The sequence below is a fragment of the Variovorax sp. GW821-FHT09B01 genome, from assembly GCF_059418345.1.
In genome coordinates, this window is the sequence record NZ_JBWKPQ010000001.1 from 465044 (window position 1) to 479348 (window position 14305).

Genomic DNA, 14305 nt, shown 5'->3' on the forward strand with positions numbered 1-14305 from the left:
TGCGGCTCCTTCAGGCGTGCGCGGCTTCGGCGGCGCGCTCGGACGGCAGTCCGCGGCGCAGGGTCGGCAGGCCGACGCCCGCGGCATCGAAGCCGCCATCGACCGCGATCACCTGGCCGTTGATGAAGCTGGCGGCGTCGCTGCACAGGAAGCCCACCGTGTTCGCCATCTCCTCCACGCTGCCGTAGCGCCCGAGCGGAATCGCGTCGTAGTAGTCGGAGCGGATCGCCACGCTGTGGACCAGCTTGGCCATCTCGGTCTCGACCGGGCCCGGCGCGATCACGTTCACGCGCACGCCGGCATTGCCGAGCTCCACCGCGTACTGCTTGGTCAGGTGGATCAGCGCCGCCTTGCTGGTGCCGTAGGCCACGCGCAGCGTGCTCGCGCGCAGGCCGGAGATCGAGGCCACGTTCACCACCGCGCCGCCACCGGCCTGCACCATCAGCGCGCCGAAGGCCTGGGTGCAGAGGAAGGCGCCGTCGAGGTTGGTGCCGAGCACCGTGCGCCAGTCGGCGAAGCTGGTCTCGGCCACGCGCTTGAACACCGCCACGCCCGCGTTGTTGACCAGCGCGTCGACGCGGCCGAAGCGCGCGACCACCGCATGCGCGGCCGCATCGACCTGCGCGGGATCGGACACGTCGCAGTTCACGGTCAGCACGCGGTCGGGCTGGGCGAGCGTGCGGCCGGTCGCCTCGAGCGTGGCGCGGTCGTTGTCGAGCAGCGCGACCTGGTGGCCGTGCGCGAGGAACCATTGGCCGATCGCGAGGCCGATGCCGCGCGCGCCGCCGGTGACGACGGCGACGCGCCGGGAGGAGGAGGTGTCTGTCATGGGAGTCCTGCAGTTGTCGAAATCAGTTGTCGAGATCAGTCGTTGTCGTCGGCGGGCAGCCACTCCTCGAGCGTGACCTCGAAGGTGACGCACACGGTGTTGGCGCCGGCCACGAAGGGCCCGCCGTAGACCCGGCCCTCGGTGTCGGCGACCACGCCGGTGAGGGCCGAGCGCAGGCTGCCGTCGGGCTGCCGGCGCACTTCGCCGGCCAGGCTCACGACCTCGATGGCCGGGCCGCGGATCACCTGGCAGGCGCCGTCGGGGCGCTCGAGGCAGGCGTCGATCAGGCTGCCGAGCGCGCCGCGCACGAAGGCGTGGCGAAAGCCCTGGGCCACGCAGAGCTTCTCGACGCCCTGCATCAGGTCTTCGTTGGGGCCGATGCGTGCGTAGGCCACGCGGCCCATGCGGCCGCGTTCGATCCGGTGGACTTCAGACATGGCCGGCCCTGGCCTCGGGGCGCATCAGCGGCATGCGCGTCTCCTCGTCGTAGGCCACGCGCAGCTCGAAGCTGTCGAGCGCGGTCACGAGCACCGTGACCGGCACGCGGCCGACCACGCTGCGGTCGCAGAGGATGTGGCCGCCGCGCACCGCGCCGTCCGCCTCGCAGAAGGCGCCATGGCAGTGGACCAGCGGCGTGTTCGACGCCGAGCGGCCCAGCGTGGCATTGCCGAAGATCAGCCGCGCGCCGCGCAGCGGCACCGGCGCGCCGTAGGTGGCGAGCACGCGGCCCGAGGGGTCGGGCAGGGCCATGCAGAAGCTCAGGCTCTCGAGGTCGCCGCCGAGCAGCGTCATCGAGGCGCTGTGCACCGCCTCGCGCGCCAGGGCCTCGACCAGGCCCTCGTGCAGGGTGCGGCCCGCGGGCAGCAAAAGCCGGAAGTGCCGACCGTGGTCGGCACGCATGTGGTTGATCCTCACGGGGCCGCTGGGCCCAGGGTGGACCACGGTCCTTGCTCGTGGCAGGGCCGTCGTCGACTGCTTGTTCACGTTGTCTCCTGACTGCGCGGCAGGGGGTAGGGCCGGCGCATGGCCGCGGAGTCTAGGAGCCCCGATCCATAGCAACAAATCTACAATTCAGATCGATCAATACAGGATTCAGATCGATGGAACTCCGCCACCTGCGCTGCCTGGTCGCCGTCGCCGAGGAACTCCACTTCGGCCGCGCCGCCGAGCGCCTCAATCTCTCGCAACCACCCGTGAGCCTCGCGATCAAGGAGCTGGAGGAGGAACTCGGCGTCGCGCTGTTCGAGCGCAGCTCGCGCCGCATCGCGATCACGCGCGCGGGCGAGGAGGCCCTGCGCGACGCGCGCGCCGTGCTCGGCGGCATGGAAAGCCTGCGCCGCCATGCGAAGGACGCGGCGGCCGGCCTCAAGGGCTCGATCGCGGTCGGCTTCATCAGCCTGCCGGCCTACACCTTCCTGCCGCAGGTGCTGCGCGACTTCAACGAGAACCATCCCAATGCGAGCATCGCGCTGCGCGAGGGCATCACCGAGCAGATCATGGCCGACGTGCAGTCGGGCCGGCTCGACATCGGCCTGATCCTGCAGCCGGCCGAGATGCCGCCCACGCTGGACTCGCGGCTGGTGCAGAAGGACACGCTGATCCTCGCGCTGCCCGAGACGCACGCGCTCGCGCGGCCCGGCAGCGTGGCGCTCGAGCGCTTCGCGAGCGAACGCTTCCTGGGCTTCGAGCGCCACATCGGACCGCAGATGTTCGATGCCATCGTCGCCACCTGCATGCGGCGCGGCTTCAGCCCGCGCATGTTTCCGGCGCGCCAGATGAACACCATCGTGAGCCTGGTCTCGGGCGGCGTGGGCGTCGCGCTGGTGCCGGCCTGCGTGAAGGCACTGCATCGCGAGGGCGTGGTGTTCCGTCCGCTCAAGGGCGAGAAGACGCATGTCGACACGCTGGTGGTCTGGCGCAAGTCGGACGAGTCGCCGCTGCTCAAGGCCTTTCTCGCGCTGCTGCCGAGGCTGCGCGACTGACGCGCCGACTTTCTCAAAAGAATACGGACAGACGGTCCTATCCCTCGAGCGCCCGGGCAATTATTCTTTTCCGCCAGCAGACATCACCCACGCGGTGAGCCTGCCCCGGGTGCGGAACAGGGAGGGAACGCACCCGCGCGTCCATGCGCCATTCATGACTCCAAGACGGTTCCTTTCGGGGGACCGTGTGGACGCGAATTTCCGATGCCCCTTCAAGACGGTGCCGGCCTGGTTCGCCGTAGCGCGAGCCTGTCCGGTGAATTTCATGAATGCAGCACAGGACAACCCACATGAGAGCTGGTCTTCACGCCGCGCCGCGGCCCAAGCGTCTTCGTCTCGCGATCACCGGCCTGATCGTGCTCGCGCAACTCGCGCCCCTCGCGACCGCGCAGGGCACGGCGAACCCCGCCGGTGCACCGCCAGCGCAGCTCGAGCAGGGCCGCATCTGGTCGGTGCGCGTGTCCTATGCGACGCGCGAGGACATCCAGCGCCTGTCGCGCTGGATCGATCACATGCGGGTCGACAAGGTCGGCAAGACCATCGCGACGGAACTCGACTCGCGCGGCGTCGAGCGTTTGCGCAGCATGGGCTATGCGGTCGAGATCGATGTCGAGCGCTCCGAGAAGATCCACGGCTTTCAGCGTGAGCGGCAGCAACAGCTGCTGAAGCTGGGCAAGCCCGGCGATCCGCTGTTCGACGGCAACGCCGCCTGCTATCGCACCGTCGAGCGGGCCAATCTCGACATCGATGCGCTGGTGGCGCAATACCCGAAGCTGATTCGTGTCGTCCCAGTGGGCCAGACCTGGGTGCAGACGCAACTGCTCTCGTTTCGCAACGTGCTGATCAAGTACCTGCCGCAGAGCGTGCTGAGCACGATCGATTTCGATCTGCTGCCCGACAGCGAGGCCAACCCGCTGCGTGCCGTCGTCATCGGCAACCAGGAACGCATCCAGGACAAGACCGTACCGCGCATGGTCACCACCTCGTCGATCCATGCGCGCGAATACACGCCGGCCGAGATCTCCACGCGCTTTGCCGAATGGCTGGTGAAGAACCACGGCACCGATCCCACGGCCACATGGCTGCTCGATCACAACGAGTTCCACTTCATCCTGCATGCGAATCCCGATGGCCGAAAGCTCGCGGAACAGGCCGTGGCGCAGAACCTCGGAAGCGGTTGGCGCAAGAACGTGAACCTGGTGGACGGCTACTGCAAGTCGCCCGATAACGAGGTGCTGGCCCAGTTCATCGGGCCCGTGGATTCCGGCGTCGACCTGAACCGCAACTTTCCGTTCGGCTGGAACAGCACCAAGGGCAAGGGATCGAGTGGCGACGCGTGCGAAGGGGACTTCCGGGGCAAGGCCGCTGCCTCGGAGCCGGAAACGGCCGCGATCGTCCGGTACGTCGCGGGCACGCGCCAGCAGGACGGCAGCTTTGCGGGCGGCCTGCTGCAGGACCGGCGAATCGCCGCGGCCAACGATTTCTCGACCGGCGCGCCCAGCGACTACGAAGGCCTGTACCTCGACATCCACAGCTTCTCGCAACTGGTGCTGTGGCCCTGGGGGATTCGGCGCGACACCTTGGGCGGAGACTCCAAGACCGCGAACGACGACGGCATGGCGGCCTTCGCGCAACGCCTCGCCTGGTACAACGGATATGCCGCCGATCAGATCGTCGGCTACGACACCGACGGCACGACCACCGACACCTTCTATGGCGAGCTCGGCGCGCCTTCGTTCACGATCGAGCTGGGCACCTCCTTCTACGAGCCCTGCGAGGAGTTCGAGAAGAACACCTTCCCGAAGAACGTGGCGTCGCTGCGCTATGCGGCACGCACGCTGAAGGCGCCGTACCAGCTTCCACTCGGGCCCGACGCCGCGGACCTCAAGCTCTCCGCCACCAGTGTCAGGCAGGGCGAGTCCGTCACGCTCACGGCCACGATCGACGACGACCGCTATCGCTACGCCGAGGGCGACAGCGACTGGCCGGTGACCAGGCACGACCCGCAGCCCATCCAGGCCGCCAACGCCTACATCAACACGGTGCCCTGGGACAGCGCGGCCAAGGCGATCCCGCTGAGCGCCACCGCCGACATCGCCTTCGGCGCGGGGCCCAAGGTGACGGTCTCGGGCGTCATCGACACATCGGCCTTCCTGCCGGGCAAGCACCTGCTCTACGTGCAGGGCGTGAACCAGAAGGGCAGGGCCGGTCCGCCCGACGCGGTCTTCCTGGAGGTACTGGCCAAGGAAGCACCGCAGCCCTGCCCGCCGACGCCGTCGGCGAGCTGACCGACCTTGCCTCGTCTTCGACATCGGGAGTCACATCATGCAGATCCAACTCGTGGTCTTCGCGCGGCGCCTGTGCGCGCTGTTCTTCTGCCTTGCGGTTGCCGCCTGCGGCGGCGGCGATGGAGGCGGCGCCAGCTTCATGCCCGTGGGCATCGCCCCCGGCACCGGAACCATCGCGCCGGTCATTCCGCCGGTCACCGAAAGCAACTGCAAGTCCTAGCGTCGTCGCCGTGCATCGCGGCGCCGTTCACCTACATCCCACGATCGACAAGGAGTGACCATGAGAAGTGATGTTCGTCCGCGCCGCCCCAAGCCGGCCAACCGCGTCTGGTGCGCCCCGCTGCTGTGCCTCGTGCTGTCGGCTTGTGGCGGAGGCGATGGCACGAGCATCTCTCCGCTTGCCATGGCGCCACCAGCGACGGCCGGGGATGGCACTGCCGCGCCCGTTCCGCCGATCGCTCCCGCCGTCGTGCCGCCCTCGCTCGAAGGCATCGAGTACCTCGACATCGCGGGCCTGAGCGAGAAGATGGCGCAGGGCGCCACCTCGCGCGACATGGCGACCTACTTGCTGGCTCGCATCGATGCGCTCGACAAGAAGGGGCCGGCCGTCAATGCCGTCATCGAGCTCAACCCCGACGCCATGGCCATCGCCGACCAGCTGGACGCGGAGCGTGCCAGCGGCAAGTCGCGCGGGCCGCTGCACGGCATTCCGGTCTTCCTCAAGGACAACATCGACACCGGCGACAGGATGCAGACCGCGGCGGGCTCGCTGGCGCTGGTGGGGGAGCCCGCGCCGCAGGACGCCTTCGTCGCGAAGAAGTTGCGCGAAGCAGGCGCACTGATTCTCGGGAAGACGAATCTCAGCGAGTTGTCGGGCTTTCGTTCCCTCTTCCTCCCCAGCGGATGGAGCGGGCGAGGTGGCCAGACATTGAATGCACATGTGCTGGACGGAGAACCTTGCGGATCGAGTGCGGGATCGGCCGTGGCGGTGGCTGCGGGCTTCGTGCCCATCGCGATCGGCACCGAGACCGATGGATCGATCCTGTGTCCCGCGGCGATGAACGGCATCGTCGGTATTCGCCCCACGCTGGGCTTGGTGAGCAGAACAGGTGTCGTCCCGATCGCGAGCATTCAAGACACCCCGGGCCCGATGGCACGCACGGTGCGCGATGCGGCCCTCCTGCTTTCCGCGATGGCGGCCGCCGATCCGAAGGACACGGCCACGGCCGACGCACAGGCGCACGCGGTGGATTTCACGAAGTTCCTGAGCCCCGACGGCCTGAAGGGCAAACGCATCGGCTATGCGCCCGGCCTGTATGCCACAGCCGACTTCTATCCCGACTTCATGGGCGCACTGGACACCCTGCGCCGCCTCGGCGCCACGGTAGTAACCGTGGAGAGCCCCAACGAATCCGAGGTCGATGAATGGACGCTGCTGACGTATTACTTCGGCAGGGAACTGAATGCATACCTTGCAACCAGAACCGGGCTTCCCGTCAAGAACATCGAGGAACTGCAGGCGTTCAACAAGACCACGCCCTTGCGTCCCGATGGAACACCCTACTCGCAATGGTGGATCGATCAGGCCGTCGCTCTGCTCGGACCTCCCACCGTTCCCTATGAGCAACTGGCCCGCGAACAGAAGGACCGGGTGGCCGGCGAGTTCGATCGCGTCCTGTCGTCGAATGGGCTCGATGCCCTCGTGAGCCCGGGGCGCAGCGGCGCCATGGCCGGCTACCCCGGCATCACGGTTCCGATGGGAATCGACAGCGGCGGCATGCCCGTTGCGATCTTCTTCGTCGGCACGCGCTGGAGCGAACCCACGCTGCTGTCGATCGCCTACGGCTTCGAGCAGGCCACGAAGGCAAGGCGCAATCCGCAGTTTCGCAAGAATGCCCCTGTGCCATGAGCCTCAACCCGACGGCAGCAGCAGCTCCAGCACGGCCACTGCCACACCGCCCAGCGCGCACAGCCCGCTGCTGACCCGCAGCGCCCTGACATCGCGCGCTTCGCAGCCCTGCCGCCGGGCGGCCCATGCGGCGTAGCCGATCCCCGCCGCGAGCACGAAGCCCATCCAGCCGCCCGCGCCGATCACCGCGCACCTCGCCGATGAACGGGAGCCGGCAAAGGCCGCAGGCGATAACCGAGCCGCAAAAGGCCCGGCATCACTTCGATGCAATACAGGAGGAAGGGATTCGGCATCGGCTGCGCATGCAGCGTTCGATGCAGGGTCCGCAGGACCCGAAGAAGCTCGGCCATGGCAACACCTCGACAAGGTTGCAGGGCCGTCCCTCAATGTGCGTCAGCGCCGAAGTCGTCCTCGGCGCGTCTCGATGCCGTGCGCATCGAGCGCGCCGAGGATAGCAGCCGCATGCGCGATGTCGCGCGAATCGGCCTTCATGTCGAACGGTTATGCGGTTCAACGCGCTTCGGCCGCCCAGGCGAGGGCATCGGCGCCGGCCGGGATGCGCATCGGCGCCGCGGGATCGGTGGCCGCGCGCCACACGGCCTCGGCGACGTCGAGCGCCTGGGTGGTCGGGGCGGAAGTGTCCTGAAACTCCGCGAAGACTTTCTGCGCGAGCTCCGCATAGTCCTCGTGATCGAAGCCCGCCATGTTCGGCCGCGCGTTGTCGCCGAAGCGCGTTTCGGGCGAACGGCCCGGCAGCACCAGCCGCAGCCGCACGCCCAGCGGCTCGAGCTCGATCGCCATCGACTCGGTGAAGGCATTGACCGCCATCTTGCTCGCGCGGTAGGCCGCGATCAGCGGCAGCGCCTTCAGCGTCACGCTCGAGGTGACGTTGACCACCACGCCCGCGCGGCGCTGCCGGAACTGGGGCAGCACCGCCTGCATCAGCGCGAGGGTGCCGAAGGTGTTGGTCTCGAAGAGCTGGCGCACGGTAGACAGCGGCGTGAGCTCGGCCGGCGAGGCCGCGCCGAAGCCCGCGTTGTTGACGAGCACGTCGATGGGGCCGGCCTCCTCCACAGCACGCTCGATGCTCCGTGGATCGGTGACGTCGAGCGCGAGCACGCGCAGGCGCGGCGATGCGGGCAGCAGCTCGGTGCGCGGGGTGCGCATGGTGGCGATGACCTGCCAGTCGCGGTCGAGGAAATAGCGCGCGGTTTCGAGGCCGAAGCCCGAGGAGCAGCCGGTGATGAGAACGGTCCGGGTCATGGAGATCCTTGATGAGAAGGGAGTGATCGATCCCTGACGATAGGTCGCCGGGGCCGGACTTGCTACGATCCCGAGTCCGAGTCTCATCAGGAATCGTCCGAACATGGTGGATCCCCTGGCCGAAGTGGTCATGCTGCTGCGGCCGAGCGCGCGCTTCTCCAAGCGCGTGTTCGGCGCCAGCCCCTGGCGCATCGAGCGCTCCGATGCGGGCGAACCCTTCTACTGCGTGATCCTCGAGGGCGGCTGCCGCCTCGCGGTCGATGGGGGCGAGGCGCTCGAGCTGCAATCGGGCGACTTCGTGCTGGTGCCCGCGGCCCGGCACATCGCGCTCTGCAGCCTCGCGCCGCCGCCACCGGGCGTGCAGACCGCGCCGCCGGTGCCGCTGGGCAACGGCGAATTCAGGGTGGGCGATGCACGCGGCGCGATCGACCTGCGCATGCTCGCGGGCCACTGCAGCTTCGATTCGCCCGATGCCTCGTTGCTGGTGTCGCTGCTGCCGCAGTTCGTGCACGTGCGCGGCGAGGAGCGGCTCGCGATGCTGGTGCAGTTCGTGCGCGAGGAGTCGCACGAGCAGCGGCCGGCGCGCGAGCTCGTGCTGGCGCGGCTGCTGGAACTGCTGCTGATCGAGGCGCTGCGCTCCACCGGAGGAACGAACGCCTCGTCGGGGCTGGCGCGCGGCCTCGCCGAGCCACGCCTCGCTGCCGCGATCCGCGCGATGCACGAGCGCCCGGCGCAGGACTGGACGGTGGCCGAGCTCGCGCACGAGGCCGCGCTCTCGCGCTCGACCTTCTTCGAGCGCTTCGGCCGCACGGTCGGCGTGGCGCCGATGGAATACCTGCTGGCCTGGCGCATGGCGCTCGCGAAGGACCTGCTGCGGCGCAACGCGGGCAGCGTGGCCGAGATCGCACAGCGCGTGGGCTACAACGCCGCGAACACCTTCAGCAGCGCCTTCGCGCGGCACGTCGGGCTGCCGCCGACGCGGTATGCGCGCGAGCACGCGGGCCTCGCTCAGGTGCCGGACGGTGCCTGAGCGCGGCGTTCACGCCGTCTCGGCCGGCACGTAGACCACGCCCTCCATCAAGCGTCGCGCCGTGCGCTGAAGACCCAGCGCCGTGAACCGCGGCAGCGCCGCACCGGGCTGCGCGACGACCTTGACCGCCATCACGCCCAGCGGATGGCCGATGCGCAGCACCTCGCCGCGCAGCCGGTCACCCGTGGCCGCATGGACCAGCGTGCCCGGAATGCGCGAGGCCGCCGCGGTGCAGATCGACCCCGTGCCCGCCATGCTGTCGTGGCACTTGCCGAGGAACACGAGGCGTGCGCGCAGATCGCTGTCCTCGCGCCCGGCCGGCGCCACGATCACGGCCAGCGGCAGGCCCGGCAGATGCACGTCCCGCCAATGCGCGTAGAGCCCGATGCGCTCGCCGGCCCGGGCCTGGATCTCGCCGATGGTCTCGATCAGCGCGCGGTCGCCGCCGATCGCAGTCGGCAGCTCGTCGCCGTGGAGCCCGAGCGACTCGGCCGCGATGAAGACGCAGGGCGTGGCCGCATCGACGATCGAGACCTGCACCTCGCGCCCGTCCTCCAGCGCGATCGCATCGTCCGGCTGGCCCGTCGGCAACAGGCGGCCCGTCTTGGCACCGAGCGTGTCGGTGTAGTCCATGAGGATCTCGGCCCCGGTGCCCGGCACGCCCGCGATGGCGCAGTCGCCCGTCACGCGGGCCTTGCCGTCGCGCACCTGCACGCGCGCGACCAGCACGGTGCCCGTGTTCGTGTTGTGGATGCGCACCACGGTGAGCGGCTCGACCGCTTCGACCAGCCCCTCGTCGACCGCGAACGGCCCCACGGCCGAGGAGATGTTGCCGCAGTTGGCGTCGTAGCCGATCAGGTCGCGCTCCACGTCGCATTGCGCGAAGGTGTAGTCGACATCGGCATCGGGCCGCGTCGACGGACCGATCAGCGCCACCTTGGACGTGACCAGCCGCGAGCCGCCCATGCCGTCGATCTGCAGCGGGTCGGGCGTGCCCATGGCGCGCTTGAGGAAGGCGTCACGCGCCGGGCCCGGCGGCGGCACGTGGCGCAGGTGGAAGAACAACGCCTTGCTGGTGCCGCCACGCATCAGCACGCAGGGCACGCCATGCTGTTCGCCGAAGGTGCTGGAGTCGTCATGCGCCATGGCTTACTCCGGCGTGACACCAGCGGCGCGCGCGGCCTCGCCCCACTTGCGGTTCTCGGCGACCAGGAAGGCCTTGAGCTGCTCGGGCGACCCGCCCTCGAGCTCGCTGCCCGAGGTCTCGGCCGAACGGATCACGTCGGGGCGGCGCTGCGCCTGGAGCAGGGCCTTGTTGAGCTTCTCGACCACGGCGAGCGGCGTGGCGGCCGGGGCCAGCACGGCGGTCCACGACGCGACCTCGAAGCCCGGATAGCCCTGCTCGGCGATGGTGGGAACCTGCGGCAGTTCCTTGTAGCGGCCCTTGCTCGACACGCCCAGCACCTTGAGCTTGCCCTGGCGCACCTGCGGCAGCACCAGCCCGCCCGCGTCCATCATCACGTCGATCTGGCTGCCGATGAGGTCGGTGAGCGCGGCCGACGAGCCCTTGTAGGGCACGTGCACGATGTCGGCGCCGGCCGCCTTCTTGAGCATCTCCATCGCGAGGTTGGCCGTGATGCCGCGCCCGCCCGATCCGTAGTTGAGCTTGCCCGGATGGGCCTTGGCATAGGCCACGAGGTCGGCCAGCGTGTGGAACGGCGAGGCCGCCGGCACCACCACGTAGAGCCGGCCCACGCCGTTGAGCATGACGGGCGCGAAGTCCTTGACCGGGTCGTAGCCGGGCTTGGCGTAGATCGAGGGATTGATGGCCAGCTGGCCCGAGGTGCCCAGCAGCAGCGTGTAGCCGTCGGGCGCCGCGTTGCGCACGTCCTGCGCGCCGAGGATGCCGTTGGCGCCGGCCTTGTTGTCGACGAACACCGGCTTGCCGAGGATCTCGGTGAGCGCGATCGACAGGGCGCGCGCGCCGGTGTCCACGGTCTGCCCGGGCGGATAGCCGACGACGATGCGGATCGGGCGCGAGGGATAGCCGTCGCCTTGCGCCCATGCGAGCGAGGGTACGAGCGACGCGGTGGTGGCTGCGGCCGCGCACTGCCCGAGGAAGCGGCGGCGAGAGGGGTTCGAATGCATGAAGTCTCCTTGGAATGTGTTCGGGGAACGGGGATGGCTCAGGCCGGGTCCAGCACCGATCGCGGCACCCAGGCCGTGCCGTCCATCAGGCGGCGCGCCGTGCGCGCGAAGCCCAGCGCCTCGAAGGCCAGCGGCCGCGAGGCCTCGCAGCGACCCTGCACGTCGACGCGCATCGCGCCGAGCGGATGGCCGATGTGCAGGCTGTCGGGCGCGACGCGTTCGTCGATGCCGCGTGCCGCCGCATGCACCACCGAGCCTTCGACGCTCGCGCAGGCGGCGGTGCAGATCGCGCCGGTGCCCGCCATGCTTTCGTGGCAGCGGCCGTAGAACACCAGCCGCGCGCACAGGTCGACCTGCGCGGCCGCCACGGCGCGGCCCTGCGCATCGGCATAGGCGGTGGGCGGCGCGACGATCACGACCAGCGGCAGCGCGGGCGACACGCTGTCGGCCTCGCGCCAGTCGGCGCACAGGCCGAGCAGGGCAGCGGCGCGCGCACGCAGGGCCTTCAAGGTCGACAGCAGCGCGGCATCGGCATCGATCGCGTTCGGCAGCTCGGTGCCCGATAGACCCAGCGAATCGGCCGCGACGAAGACGCAGGGATTGCCGACGTCGCAGAGGCTGACTTCGAAGCGCCGCCCATCGTCGAGCGCGATCTCGTCGCGCGCTTGGCCCGTGGGCATGCCGCGGCCGGTCTTGGCGCCGATGGTGGCGCGGTAGTCCATGAAGATCCGTGCGCCGGTGCCGGGCACGCCGGGAATCGCGAAGTCGCCGCGCACGCACGCATGGCCGTCGGCCACGGGCACGTGCGCCACCAGCAGCTTGCCGGTGTTCGTGTTGTGGATGCGCACGCGCGCCACGGGGCCTTCGGCGGGCACTAGCCCGGCGTCGATCGCGAACGGCCCCACGCCCGCCGAGATGTTGCCGCAGTTGCTCGTGAAGACCACGCGGCCCTCGCCCGGCGGCACGATGCCGTAGGTGTAGTCCACGTCGGCCTCGGGATGCGTGGGCGGCCCGACGATCGCGAGCTTGGCCGTGACCAGCCGCGAGCCGCCGAGGCCGTCGATCTGCAGCAGGTCGTGCGCGCCGAGCAGCGCCATCAGCACGCGGTCGCGCCGCGCGCCCGCAGGCGGCAGGTCGGCGGCGTTGAAATAGAGGCCCTTGCTGGTGCCGCCGCGCAGCACGGTGCACGGCACGCCGACCTGTTCGCCCATGACTTGCATCGCATCAATCCTCGAGCGGGAAGCGCTTGACCAGCGCAGCGAGGCGCGCATCGTCCTCGCGGATCATGGTCTCGAAGGCGGCGGGGCTGGTGAAGGCCGGCTCCGCCCCCGCGACCGCCAAGGCCTCGCGCACATGGGTGTCCTTGCCGGCTTCGCGCGTGGCATCGGCGATGGCGCGCGCGATCGCGGGCGGCGTTCCCTTGGGCGCGAACACGCCGTACCAGGTCACCGAATAGGAGTCGGGCCAGCCGGCCTCGAGACTGGTCGGCACCTCGGGCAGGGCCTGCGCGCGCCGTTCGCCATTGGTCACGAGGATGCGCACGCGCCCGGCCTTGTGCAGCGGCATCGCGGCCGTGATGCCGGTGAAGGCCATCGTGAGGTTGCCCGAGACCAGGTCGCCCACGATCGGCGAGGTGCCCTTGTAGTTGACGACCGCGAGGTCGCGCAGCTGGTAGTCGGCCGCGAACTTCTGCGCCCGCACCTTGGAGCTGTTCTCGCCGCTGCCCGCGTTGCAGGGCCTGGTGCGGCAATGGGCGATGAGCTCGGGCAGGGTCTTGAAGGGCAGGGTGGCCGTCATCACCAGCGCGGTCGGCGAGGTGGCCACCGCGGTCACGGGCGTGAGCCGGGTCACGGGGTCGATGGCCTTGAGGCTGCGCTGATACTTCATCAGCAGCAGCGAGGGCACCTGGAAGAGCAGCGTGTAGCCGTCGGGCGCGGCCTCGATCACGCGCCGGGTGCCGATCAGGCCGTCGGCGCCGCCGAGGTTCTCGACCAGCACCGGCTGCTTCCACAGCACCGACAGCCGGCTGGCGACGGCGCGCGCGGTGGCGTCGGTGCCGCCGCCGGGGTTGTAGGGCACGACCAGCGTGACCGGGCGTTGCGGCGCCCAGGCGGTCTGGGCCTGGACCGCGGCGGCATGCAGGCCGCAGGCCGCGCAGAGCGCGGGCAGGCAGCGGCGCGCCATCTTGCGTGTGGATGTGTCGAACATGAAAGGCGGTCTCCGGTGATCAGGATTGCGGCACGGCAGCCGCCGGCCAGGCCCAGGGGCGGGCCGCGCGGTCGCGCGCCTGCCAGGCATCGACGGCACCGTGCAGCTTGAGCGTGCGGCCGATGTCGTCCAGCCCTTCGAGCAGGGCCTCGCGGCGCAGCGGATCGACCTCGAAGGACAGCGCGGCGCCGTCGGGCAGCGCGATGCGCTGCGTGCGCAGGTCGACCTGCCACGGCCCGTCGGCGCTGCAGGCCGCATGGGCACGCGCGAGTTCGGCCGGTGCGAGGCGGATCGGCAGCACGCCGTTCTGGAAGCAGTTGGCGTGGAAGATGTCGCCGAAGCTCTCGGCGATCACGCAGCGGATGCCGCGCGCCAGCAGTGCCCACACGGCGCCCTCGCGCGACGATCCGCAGCCGAAGTTGCGGCCGGCCACCAGGATCGGCGCCTCGCGCCAGCGCGGCTGGTTGAGCACGAAGTCCGGGTCTTCGCTGCCGTCGGCGCGAAAGCGCAGCGCCTCGAAGGCCCAGGGGCCGAGCTCGCCGCGCGCGAGGCTGGTGAGGCGCTCGATGCGCACGATCAGGTCGGTGTCGACGTTGTCGATGGAAAGGGGCGCCGCGGCGCCGCGCAGGAGGGTGAAGGGCTGCATGC

15 protein-coding genes are annotated in these 14305 nt (G+C 69.9%); 5 read left to right on the forward strand and 10 right to left on the reverse strand.

Annotated elements, in window-relative coordinates:
- Positions 1-10: 10 nt before the first annotated feature.
- Genes AC07RV_RS02020 through AC07RV_RS02030 form a run of 3 tightly spaced genes read right to left on the reverse strand, consistent with a single transcriptional unit; the run spans position 11 to position 1729 of the window.
- A complete protein-coding gene (locus tag AC07RV_RS02020; RefSeq protein WP_057591868.1) occupies positions 11-829 on the reverse strand; it encodes an SDR family NAD(P)-dependent oxidoreductase in 819 nt (272 codons plus the stop codon).
- Positions 830-864: 35 nt separating this feature from the next.
- Complete coding sequence (locus tag AC07RV_RS02025; RefSeq protein WP_296779824.1) at positions 865-1266, reverse strand: PPC domain-containing DNA-binding protein; 402 nt, start codon at positions 1264-1266, stop codon at positions 865-867.
- Positions 1259-1729: a PCC domain-containing protein gene (locus tag AC07RV_RS02030; protein WP_296779827.1), complete on the reverse strand. Its 471-nt coding sequence runs from the start codon at positions 1727-1729 to the stop codon at positions 1259-1261. Before AC07RV_RS02030 ends, AC07RV_RS02025 begins: the two co-directional genes overlap by 8 nt.
- A 200-nt stretch (positions 1730-1929) precedes the next feature.
- Here AC07RV_RS02030 and AC07RV_RS02035 point away from each other — a divergent pair, with 200 nt between their 5' ends.
- The 4 genes from AC07RV_RS02035 to AC07RV_RS02050 all read left to right on the forward strand — a co-directional run bounded on the left by AC07RV_RS02035 (position 1930) and on the right by AC07RV_RS02050 (position 7008).
- Positions 1930-2811: a LysR family transcriptional regulator gene (locus AC07RV_RS02035; RefSeq protein WP_203207438.1), complete on the forward strand. Its 882-nt coding sequence runs from the start codon at positions 1930-1932 to the stop codon at positions 2809-2811.
- 290 nt (positions 2812-3101) lie between these two features.
- Positions 3102-5099, forward strand: a complete 1998-nt coding sequence (locus tag AC07RV_RS02040; RefSeq protein ID WP_296779831.1) for a M14 family zinc carboxypeptidase — start codon at positions 3102-3104, stop codon at positions 5097-5099.
- A gap of 37 nt (positions 5100-5136) precedes the next feature.
- Entirely contained in the window at positions 5137-5319 is a 183-nt protein-coding gene (locus tag AC07RV_RS02045) for a hypothetical protein (protein WP_093345944.1), read from the forward strand.
- Between the two features lie 60 nt (positions 5320-5379).
- Positions 5380-7008 (forward strand): amidase family protein, encoded by a 1629-nt coding sequence (locus AC07RV_RS02050; RefSeq protein WP_296779834.1) that lies wholly within the window; start codon positions 5380-5382, stop codon positions 7006-7008.
- A 3-nt stretch (positions 7009-7011) separates the two neighbouring features.
- Here the strand turns inward: AC07RV_RS02050 and AC07RV_RS02055 are convergent, their stop codons facing one another.
- Entirely contained in the window at positions 7012-7194 is a 183-nt protein-coding gene (locus AC07RV_RS02055; RefSeq protein WP_296779837.1) for a hypothetical protein, read from the reverse strand.
- Positions 7195-7518: 324 nt separating this feature from the next.
- Positions 7519-8271, reverse strand: coding sequence for an SDR family oxidoreductase (locus AC07RV_RS02060; protein ID WP_296779839.1), 753 nt, complete (start codon positions 8269-8271; stop codon positions 7519-7521).
- A gap of 103 nt (positions 8272-8374) precedes the next feature.
- Here AC07RV_RS02060 and AC07RV_RS02065 point away from each other — a divergent pair, with 103 nt between their 5' ends.
- Positions 8375-9301 carry an AraC family transcriptional regulator gene (locus AC07RV_RS02065; protein WP_296779840.1) on the forward strand — a complete coding sequence of 309 codons (927 nt, stop codon included), beginning with the start codon at positions 8375-8377 and terminating at the stop codon, positions 9299-9301.
- Positions 9302-9310: 9 nt separating this feature from the next.
- On the opposite strand, the gene AC07RV_RS02070 is transcribed toward AC07RV_RS02065, so the two are convergent.
- The 5 genes from AC07RV_RS02070 to leuD are packed head-to-tail and all read right to left on the reverse strand — an operon-like array spanning position 9311 to position 14303.
- Complete coding sequence (locus AC07RV_RS02070; protein WP_296779843.1) at positions 9311-10447, reverse strand: 2-methylaconitate cis-trans isomerase PrpF family protein; 1137 nt, start codon at positions 10445-10447, stop codon at positions 9311-9313.
- A gap of 3 nt (positions 10448-10450) precedes the next feature.
- The gene (locus AC07RV_RS02075) at positions 10451-11449 is read right to left on the reverse strand and encodes a Bug family tripartite tricarboxylate transporter substrate binding protein (RefSeq protein ID WP_296779845.1); all 999 of its coding nucleotides are present in this window, start codon (positions 11447-11449) and stop codon (positions 10451-10453) included.
- Positions 11450-11487: 38 nt separating this feature from the next.
- A complete protein-coding gene (locus AC07RV_RS02080) occupies positions 11488-12669 on the reverse strand; it encodes a 2-methylaconitate cis-trans isomerase PrpF family protein (RefSeq protein WP_296779847.1) in 1182 nt (393 codons plus the stop codon).
- A gap of 4 nt (positions 12670-12673) precedes the next feature.
- Entirely contained in the window at positions 12674-13657 is a 984-nt protein-coding gene (locus tag AC07RV_RS02085) for a Bug family tripartite tricarboxylate transporter substrate binding protein (protein ID WP_296779849.1), read from the reverse strand.
- 19 nt (positions 13658-13676) lie between these two features.
- Positions 13677-14303 (reverse strand): 3-isopropylmalate dehydratase small subunit, encoded by a 627-nt coding sequence (gene leuD / locus AC07RV_RS02090; RefSeq protein ID WP_296779852.1) that lies wholly within the window; start codon positions 14301-14303, stop codon positions 13677-13679.
- Positions 14304-14305 lie beyond the last annotated feature (2 nt).

Coding starts and splice junctions, on each gene's coding strand:
- AC07RV_RS02020 (WP_057591868.1), bottom strand. CDS start 829: ATGACAGACACCTCCTCCTCCCGGCGCGTCGCCGTCGTCACCGGCGGC.
- AC07RV_RS02070 (WP_296779843.1), bottom strand. CDS start 10,447: ATGGCGCATGACGACTCCAGCACCTTCGGCGAACAGCATGGCGTGCCC.
- AC07RV_RS02085 (WP_296779849.1), bottom strand. CDS start 13,657: ATGTTCGACACATCCACACGCAAGATGGCGCGCCGCTGCCTGCCCGCG.
- AC07RV_RS02040 (WP_296779831.1), top strand. CDS start 3,102: ATGAGAGCTGGTCTTCACGCCGCGCCGCGGCCCAAGCGTCTTCGTCTC.
- AC07RV_RS02030 (WP_296779827.1), bottom strand. CDS start 1,729: ATGCGTGCCGACCACGGTCGGCACTTCCGGCTTTTGCTGCCCGCGGGC.
- AC07RV_RS02075 (WP_296779845.1), bottom strand. CDS start 11,449: ATGCATTCGAACCCCTCTCGCCGCCGCTTCCTCGGGCAGTGCGCGGCC.
- AC07RV_RS02060 (WP_296779839.1), bottom strand. CDS start 8,271: ATGACCCGGACCGTTCTCATCACCGGCTGCTCCTCGGGCTTCGGCCTC.
- AC07RV_RS02025 (WP_296779824.1), bottom strand. CDS start 1,266: ATGTCTGAAGTCCACCGGATCGAACGCGGCCGCATGGGCCGCGTGGCC.
- AC07RV_RS02065 (WP_296779840.1), top strand. CDS start 8,375: ATGGTGGATCCCCTGGCCGAAGTGGTCATGCTGCTGCGGCCGAGCGCG.
- AC07RV_RS02050 (WP_296779834.1), top strand. CDS start 5,380: ATGAGAAGTGATGTTCGTCCGCGCCGCCCCAAGCCGGCCAACCGCGTC.
- leuD (WP_296779852.1), bottom strand. CDS start 14,303: ATGCAGCCCTTCACCCTCCTGCGCGGCGCCGCGGCGCCCCTTTCCATC.
- AC07RV_RS02035 (WP_203207438.1), top strand. CDS start 1,930: ATGGAACTCCGCCACCTGCGCTGCCTGGTCGCCGTCGCCGAGGAACTC.
- AC07RV_RS02080 (WP_296779847.1), bottom strand. CDS start 12,669: ATGCAAGTCATGGGCGAACAGGTCGGCGTGCCGTGCACCGTGCTGCGC.
- AC07RV_RS02045 (WP_093345944.1), top strand. CDS start 5,137: ATGCAGATCCAACTCGTGGTCTTCGCGCGGCGCCTGTGCGCGCTGTTC.